This is a genomic window from Rhodococcus sp. (in: high G+C Gram-positive bacteria), from assembly GCF_049286785.1.
Classification (GTDB): domain Bacteria; phylum Actinomycetota; class Actinomycetes; order Mycobacteriales; family Mycobacteriaceae; genus Rhodococcus_F.
Genome location: NZ_JBAQEO010000142.1, coordinates 1 through 7,327, shown reverse-complemented (window position 1 = coordinate 7,327; position 7,327 = coordinate 1). Strand labels below are relative to the sequence as shown.

The window sequence follows — 7,327 nt, the reverse complement described above, 5'->3', positions numbered from 1 at the left end:
CCCAATACCTCTGCCCGCTTCTCCAGGGCCGCAACCGACTCGTCGCCGCGTAACAAACTGCCGGTGAATGCCTCGATCGTGTGCCATTGAACGTCGCCGGCGCGTCGCTCACCTGATCGTTCCAACGCGATGTTCAGCGCGGCGCGGCGTACGACGGCCTCGTCGAGTGGGCTCAGCCGGCGACCGTGCTCGGCCACTACCACGTAGCCCCAGCAACCGCCCTCAACCATGACGGCGCAGACCAGGAGACGATGATGCAGCCCGAGCCAGGGCAGGGGTTGGATGACCGTCGGCGTTCCCGGCTTCAACTGCTTCAGTACATCGACTACCGCTGGAGCCTCTCGAATGTCCTTGTCCAGCAGCCGAGGGGTGAATTCCCGCCCCGGTTGGGCAGGAGAGGACAACACGAGCAGACGGAAAGCGCTGTCGTAAATCGCGCATGGCTTGCCCAGGAGGCGGGAGACCGTGTCGCCGATCTCTCGTAGACTCGATCCGCGCAGAACTATCTCGGTCAACTGTTCTTCCAGGCTGGCGGCTTGCCGCAGTTGTTCGATCTGTGTGGCCACGGTGGACAGGCTCGAGCGCAGTCGAGTGGTCAGCTGTGTCTGCCTGATCGCCGTCGCCGCCAGGTCTGCGAACGCGACAGCGAGTTCCTGGTCCGCGGCACTGAATTCGACAGACGTGTTTTCGCTGTCGAGGTAGACGATCCCGATGACCTCGTCTCGAAGGACCATGGGGACGCCGAGCACGGATTGGGTGTTCCACCGGCGCATCGCGGATTTGATCGGCCTCGGGTCCGACAGGGTGTTCAACAGAGCCACCGGCCGGCGGGTCGTAAGGATCTCCCGGGTGAAACTGTCCTGCATAGTGCCGCTGACCAGTTGTTTGACCTGGGCGTCGATGTTGGTCGGGGCATGTGCGGCCCGACCGTGCAGGAGTCCGGTCTCCTTATCTACAAGGTGAATGCTGCAGCGGTCAGCTCCGGTCAAGTGACTCAGCTTTTCGGCGATCAGGTGCAATACGGCATCGAGATCGCGGCCCTCGGCCAAAGCCTCGGCCACCTCACGAAACGCGGTGCATGCACGGATGTCGTCGCGATGCGGGTGGGGTGCCGTGTCGGCCGGCCTGCGGTTCCCAGGCAAGGGGACTGCATTGCTCATGGGAATCGCATTGCTCACTCAAATTCTCCATTGATCTGGGCCTTCACGACCACGCCTAGGTAAAATCTGCCACATAAGCCGTGTGAAGACCATGCCCTGCATGCGGGACCTGAGGTCAGCTCTGCCGGCAGAGCTCGCCGTCGGAAGTCATGGAGATGGGCGAGGCTTCCGGCGGTTGTTGCCCCGGTCGGACTGGTGGTTGTCGTCGCACTCGACGGGAAGCCAATGATGACGGCGACCGTGCCCGGCGTACATTGCACCGCATGAGCGAAGGCAGGGTTCGTGTCGGTGTACGCGATGACGGTGTCGCGACGGTCAGCATGGTTCGCAGCGATAAACACAATGCGTTGGACCAGGCGATGTTCGAAGGGTTGCTGCACGCCGCCGAGCAACTGGCTGCTGACCGGAAAGTCCGTGCGGTGGTGTTACATGGCGAGGGTAAGAGTTTCTGCTCGGGTCTGGACATTTCGAGCTTCATGTCCGCCCAAGGCGGGATCGATACCCTGCTCGTCCGCGAACACGGCCGGCTGGCCAATTTCGCCCAGCGCGCGGCCTATGACTGGTCTAGAGTTCCTGCGCCGGTTATCGCGGCGATCTCTGGCAACTGTTTCGGAGGAGGCCTGCAGATCGCGCTCGGCGCTGACGTACGCATCGCTGCGCCCGATGCGAGGCTGTCCATCATGGAAGTCAAGTGGGGGCTCGTACCCGACATGGCCATCACGCAGTCGCTGCCACGCCTGGTCGGTATCGACGTCGCCAAGGAACTCACGTTCACCGGCCGCATCGTGTCAGGGGTCGAGGCTGATGCACTCGGTCTGGTCACCCGCACGATCGAAGATCCGCTCGCGTCAGCGCTCGCTCTGGCCGAGGAGATCGCCCAAAGATCACCAGACGCCGTCCGGGCGGCCAAGCGCCTCTACGACGAGACCTGGACCGGAGCAGACGCCGCCGCCGCGCTTGTCCTCGAAACCGACCTGCAAATTGGTCTGCTCGGTAAACCCAACCAGATCGCGGCTGTCACAGCCGGTGCGTCCAAACAGCTTCCGGTCTTCGTCGACCCCGACTGAGTGGATGGTCACTCATCGCGTTGGCCTCGGCCGGCGCATGAACGGGCGAATGTACCGTTCGACGCCTTCACGGCGCCGAACGGTACGTTCGCGCTCTTGGCACACTAGTTTGGGGAGCATGACTACTCCCGTACAGAACATCGGTATCAATACCCTCGGCGGCGTGCCCACCTCTCTCGGTGAGTACGACGGTCGCGCGGTCCTCGTGGTCAACGTGGCCTCGAAGTGCGGGCTCACCCCGCAGTACACGGCTCTCGAGAAGCTGGCCACCGAGTACGCGGACCGCGGGCTCACCGTGATCGGTATTCCCTGCAACCAGTTCATGGGACAGGAGCCGGGCACCCCGGAAGAAATCGCAACGTTCTGTTCCGCCAACTATGGAGTCACCTTCCCCCTGCTCGAGAAGGTCGAGGTCAACGGGGAGAATCGGCACCCGCTGTATGAGGAGCTGACCAAGACCGCAGACGCGGACGGCTCAGCCGGTGACATCCAATGGAACTTCGAGAAGTTCCTGATCGCACCCGACGGCACGGTGGTCGATCGCTTCCGTCCGCGCACCGAACCAGACGCCCCTGAGGTCATTTCCGCCATCGAGACGGTTCTGCCCGCATAGACCCCGCATGGACACTGCGTGCCCGTGCGCCCAGTGGGCAGTTCGCACAACCATTTGGGCGCACGGGCGTTGCTCTTTGTTCACATTCGGCTGTCACGCTGGGATTCATGACCGGACAGTTGATCGTGTCGGTGTCAGCCATCAGGGACGAGACCCTCGAGCACGCGGCCGCGTTCGCCGAGGAGATGGACGCTCGCGGAGTGCCGCTCTCGCTTCTCGTCGCGCCACGTCTCAAAGACAAATATCGGCTCGTCAAGGACGCCCCGACTCAGGAATGGCTGCGAACCCGACGAGCGCGAGGCGACGCCATCGTGCTCCACGGGTACGACCAGGCGGCCACCAAGCGTCGGCGGGCCGAATTCGCTGCTCTGCCCGAGCACGAGGCGCGGCTGCGCCTCCTCGCCGCGGACCGCGTGATGGAACAGACCGGACTGCGCACCCGACTCTTCGCGGCTCCCCGCTGGATCGCCTCGCCCGGAGCGGTCGCAGCCTTGCCCTCCGCCGGATTCCGCCTCCTCGCCGGGATGACAGCCGTCCACGACCTCGAACGTGAGACGTCGGTTCGCGCCCGCGTTTTGGGAATCGGCGGCGGCTTCCATGCCGAACCGTGGTGGTGCCGGGCACTGATCCTCGGTGCCGGACGTACCGCCAAGCGCGGCGGGCTCGTCCGGCTGTCCGTCACCGCCAAGCAGCTCGGCACGTCCGGGCCACGCCAGGCGCTACTCGACGCAGTCGACCTCTCGCTCTACCACGAAGCGCAGCCACAGGTGTATCACTGGCAATCACCGATCACCCGGATCGGCGCCGCCTGACGCTTCAGGCGACCTCGATGCTCGACTCGGCCGGCATTATGCGGAACTCGGTTCCCTCGGGTGCCATCTCCGAATATCGGCCATAGAAGATGCCGGTGGCCTGGTCGGCGATGATGGCCTGGTGGATGGGGACCGCGACCCGCGGCGCGACAGCCCGCAGATAATCGACAGCCTCCGAGATCTTCAACCACGGCGCAGCAGCCGGGAGCGCGAGCACATCCACCTGCTGCTCGGGGACGAACAACGAATCGCCGGGATGCATCAACTGCGCCGGATTGCCCGCGTCGCCGAGCAGGAAAGCGGTGTTGTCGATCACGGGGATGTCGGGATGGATCACCGCGTGCCTGCCGCCGGTTCCCGTGACGTGAACCGCTCCGACGTCGAATTCGTCGCCTGCGTGTACCGCAGTCCAGTTGCCGCCGAGTTGCGCCGCGGTCTGCGGATCCGAATACAGTCCCGCACCCGGATTGGCCTCGACGAGCGCGGGAAGTCGCTGCTGATCAACATGATCGGGGTGCTGATGGGTCACGAGAATCGCGTCGAGTCCGGTGAGGCCCTCGAACCCGTGGGAGAAATTGCCGGGGTCGAACAGGATCGTGGCACCGTTGAGCTCGACGAGGATGCAGCTGTGGCCGAAGTGAGTCAGTCGCATGAATTCGAGTATGCGCCAGGACGCCCTCGTTCGTCCGATGCGAGGCGACGCCGACCGGACCGGTAAACTTCCGGGTGCCCGGTGTTCCGCTCTGGGCTCGCACTACTAACGAGGAGCAGCACGTGGCCCGTGTCGTCGTCGAAGTCATGCCCAAGGCCGAGATTCTCGACCCTCAGGGGCAGGCGATTGTCGGGGCGCTGCCGCGACTCGGTTTCGCCGGAGTATCCGATGTTCGTCAGGGAAAGCGGTTCGAGCTCGAAGTCGACGGCAGCGTCGACGACGCGCAACTCGAGAAGATCGCCGAGGCCCTGCTGGCCAACACGGTGATCGAGGACTGGACCGTAAGGCGAATCGAAGCATGAGCGCACGCGTCGGAGTCATCACCTTCCCCGGCACACTCGACGACGTCGACGCCGCCCGGGCGGTCACCCTCGCCGGCGGCGAAGCCGTCAGTCTGTGGCACGGCGACGCCGACCTCAAGGGTGTCGACGCCGTGATCGTGCCCGGCGGGTTCTCGTACGGCGACTACCTCCGGTGCGGTGCCATCGCACGTTTCGCGCCCGTGATGGGCAAGGTTGTGCAGGCAGCCCAGGGCGGAATGCCCGTCCTCGGCATCTGCAACGGCTTCCAGGTTCTCTGCGAGGCAGGATTGCTCCCAGGTGCCCTCACCCGCAACCAGAACCTCCACTTCATCTGCCGCGACGAATGGCTGAAGGTCGAAAGCGCGTCCACGGCGTGGACGTCGCGCTACGAGGCCGGTGCCGAGATCCTCGTCCCGCTGAAGTCCGGTGAAGGCCGCTACCAGGCGTCCGAAGCGGTGCTCGACGAACTCGAGGGAGAAGGCCGCGTCGTGTTCCGCTACGTCGGCGACAATCCCAACGGCTCCCAGCGAGGCATCGCCGGAATCTCCTCGGCCAACGGCCGCGTCGTCGGACTCATGCCGCACCCCGAGCACGCCACCGAGGCCCTCACCGGTCCCAGCGACGACGGTCTCGGCATGTTCTACTCCGTCCTCGACAGCGTAATCACGGCCTGACCCAGGCGTGTCGTCCCGGCCGGACCGAGAGATTCCGGGGTGCGCACCTCGAGTCCAACTCGCCGCTAGTCCGCCCCGCCGCCCTCGTCTGCGGTGCTTTCACCCGGTTCGCTGTCTCCGACGAATTCGTACCGGTGGCCATAGGTTTCCACGACCGCCTGGACCGCCGCGACGACGGGAACGGAGACCAGGGCTCCGACCGCACCGAAGAGCGCTGCCCCCGCGATGACCGAGCCGAACGCGACGGCGGGGTGGATGGAGACGGTCCGCGCCGTGATCTTCGGGTGCAGGATGTAGTTCTCGACCTGCTGGTAGGCCGTGCCGAACGCCACCACCCACAATGCGTCGATCGGCTGCGCCGTCGCGGCGATCACCGCCGGCAACCCGATCGCCAGGTACGTGCCGAGCGTGGGGATGAACTGCGAGACGACCCCGGTCCACAGCGCAAGCGGCAGCCAGTACGGCACACCGATCGCCATCAGGAAGACTCCGAAGACGACACTGCTCACGGCCGCCAGGACCAACCTCGAGACCACGTAGCCGCCGGCCTTGTCCACCGAGATCTCCCACACCGTCGAGATGATGCGCTGCTGGCGGGCGGGAAACCAGCTCGAGACGGTCCGCCGCAGCGCCGGCCCCTGCGCCGACATGTAGAACGCGAACAGCAGCAGCGTCATCGCCTGGAACACCAGTCCGACGAGTGAGGACACCACCGCGAGAGCACCCGGCATGAATCTCTCGGTCAGTTCGCGGATGTTGTCCGGGGTGAGGCGCAGCATGTCGTCACCGGTCTCGAAGTCCGTTCCGAATGAGCGGTTGGCCCACGACGTAATGTCGGACAATGCTCCCGGAAGCGCCTGGAGTAGCTCGCCGAGTTGCTCGACCAGCAGTGTGCCGAAGAGGGCGATGAACCCGACGGCGAACAGGACGAGGCCGACAAGTACCAGCCCCGCTGCCAGCCCGCGCCGCAGCCCACGTCGTTCGAGGCGGTCGACAACGGGCTCCACGGTGATCCCGAACAGCCACGCCAGGAACAACAACCCGATGAAGTCTGCGAGTTTGTCGAACAACCAACCCGCGACCTGGAAGAAGGCGACGGCGAGTAGTACGTAGACGACTGCGGGCCGCAGCCAGCGCGGCGCCTCGCTCAGCAGTCCACGCCGCGGCGGAGTCGCGGCGCGTTCACCGTCGTCGCTCATCCGTCACCCCCACAGTCCCGATCGGATTCGGTACCGATGAATCTATCGCGTGACGTCACCGGAGATCGGAAACCGGCGCGGTCCCGCGAAATCTGTCGGTACCCGGGTCTATCGTCGTGCCATGGCACTCGCACTGGTCATGATCACCGTCGACAGCACCGAACCGGGCCCGCTCGCAGCATGGTGGGCGCGGCAGACCGGGGGAGTGGTCGAGCAGGAAAACGACGGCTGGTTCTACGTCGTCGCTATTCCGGGCTCGCCGCAGAAACTCGCCTTCCAGAAGGTCGACGATCCCACACCCGGCAAGAATCGCATCCATCTCGACCTCACTTCGGACGACCTGGACGCCGAGACCGGGAGGCTCGGATCGGAGGGTGCCACGGAGGTCGGGCGGCATGAGATGGGCGGTTTCCGGTGGGTCACGCTCGCGGATCCCGACGGCAACCAGTTCTGCGTCTCGGGTCCACACGCGTAGCGACGAGTCCTGCATGATGGAATCCATGCATTCCACAACGTGGGCCGACGCCCAGGGCCTCTGCACCTTCGTCGATGCGTCACCCTCGCCTTTCCACGTGTGTGCGACGGTGTCGATGTTGCTGGCAGGCAACGGTTTCACCGAGTTACGCGAAATCGACTCCTGGCCCGGCGAACCCGGCCGCTACTTCCTGGTGCGCGGCGGCTCGCTGATTGCGTGGAGCACCGAAGGAGTGGGCCGGACGGCGCCGTTCCGCATCGTCGGGGGTCATACCGACAGCCCGAACCTACGGGTGAAACAGCACCCCGATTTG

General features: G+C 65.0%; 9 protein-coding genes and 1 pseudogene. 7 read left to right on the top strand and 3 right to left on the bottom strand.

Annotated elements, in window-relative coordinates; translation table 11 throughout:
* Positions 1 to 1,178, bottom strand: a 1,178-nt coding sequence (locus tag WAW17_RS05755; protein WP_422332045.1) for a GAF domain-containing protein, incomplete at its 3' end; no start/stop codon positions are given.
* 245 nt (positions 1,179 to 1,423) lie between these two features.
* On the opposite strand from WAW17_RS05755, the gene WAW17_RS05750 reads away from it, so the two are divergent.
* The 3 genes from WAW17_RS05750 (at position 1,424) to WAW17_RS05740 (ending at position 3,652) form a co-directional block, all read left to right on the top strand.
* On the top strand, positions 1,424 to 2,227 hold the full coding sequence (locus WAW17_RS05750) for a crotonase/enoyl-CoA hydratase family protein (RefSeq protein ID WP_422332046.1): 804 nt from the start codon (positions 1,424 to 1,426) through the stop codon (positions 2,225 to 2,227).
* A 118-nt stretch (positions 2,228 to 2,345) separates the two neighbouring features.
* On the top strand, positions 2,346 to 2,840 hold the full coding sequence (locus WAW17_RS05745; RefSeq protein ID WP_422332044.1) for a glutathione peroxidase: 495 nt from the start codon (positions 2,346 to 2,348) through the stop codon (positions 2,838 to 2,840).
* Between the two features lie 107 nt (positions 2,841 to 2,947).
* Entirely contained in the window at positions 2,948 to 3,652 is a 705-nt protein-coding gene (locus WAW17_RS05740) for a DUF2334 domain-containing protein (RefSeq protein WP_422332043.1), read from the top strand.
* Positions 3,653 to 3,656: 4 nt separating this feature from the next.
* Here the strand turns inward: WAW17_RS05740 and WAW17_RS05735 are convergent, their stop codons facing one another.
* Entirely contained in the window at positions 3,657 to 4,304 is a 648-nt protein-coding gene (locus WAW17_RS05735; protein ID WP_422332042.1) for an MBL fold metallo-hydrolase, read from the bottom strand.
* A gap of 122 nt (positions 4,305 to 4,426) precedes the next feature.
* On the opposite strand from WAW17_RS05735, the gene purS reads away from it, so the two are divergent.
* Both purS and purQ read left to right on the top strand, forming a co-directional pair.
* Positions 4,427 to 4,666, top strand: a complete 240-nt coding sequence (gene purS, locus WAW17_RS05730; RefSeq protein WP_422332041.1) for a phosphoribosylformylglycinamidine synthase subunit PurS — start codon at positions 4,427 to 4,429, stop codon at positions 4,664 to 4,666.
* Positions 4,663 to 5,340, top strand: coding sequence for a phosphoribosylformylglycinamidine synthase subunit PurQ (purQ, locus tag WAW17_RS05725; protein WP_422332040.1), 678 nt, complete (start codon positions 4,663 to 4,665; stop codon positions 5,338 to 5,340). Before purS ends, purQ begins: the two co-directional genes overlap by 4 nt.
* A gap of 65 nt (positions 5,341 to 5,405) precedes the next feature.
* On the opposite strand, the gene WAW17_RS05720 is transcribed toward purQ, so the two are convergent.
* Complete coding sequence (locus tag WAW17_RS05720) at positions 5,406 to 6,539, bottom strand: AI-2E family transporter (RefSeq protein WP_422332039.1); 1,134 nt, start codon at positions 6,537 to 6,539, stop codon at positions 5,406 to 5,408.
* A gap of 121 nt (positions 6,540 to 6,660) precedes the next feature.
* Between WAW17_RS05720 and WAW17_RS05715 the strand changes: the two genes are divergently transcribed.
* On the top strand, positions 6,661 to 7,014 hold the full coding sequence (locus tag WAW17_RS05715) for a VOC family protein (RefSeq protein WP_422332038.1): 354 nt from the start codon (positions 6,661 to 6,663) through the stop codon (positions 7,012 to 7,014).
* Between the two features lie 25 nt (positions 7,015 to 7,039).
* Positions 7,040 to 7,327 (top strand): annotated as a pseudogene (locus WAW17_RS05710) (M18 family aminopeptidase); the annotation flags it as partial.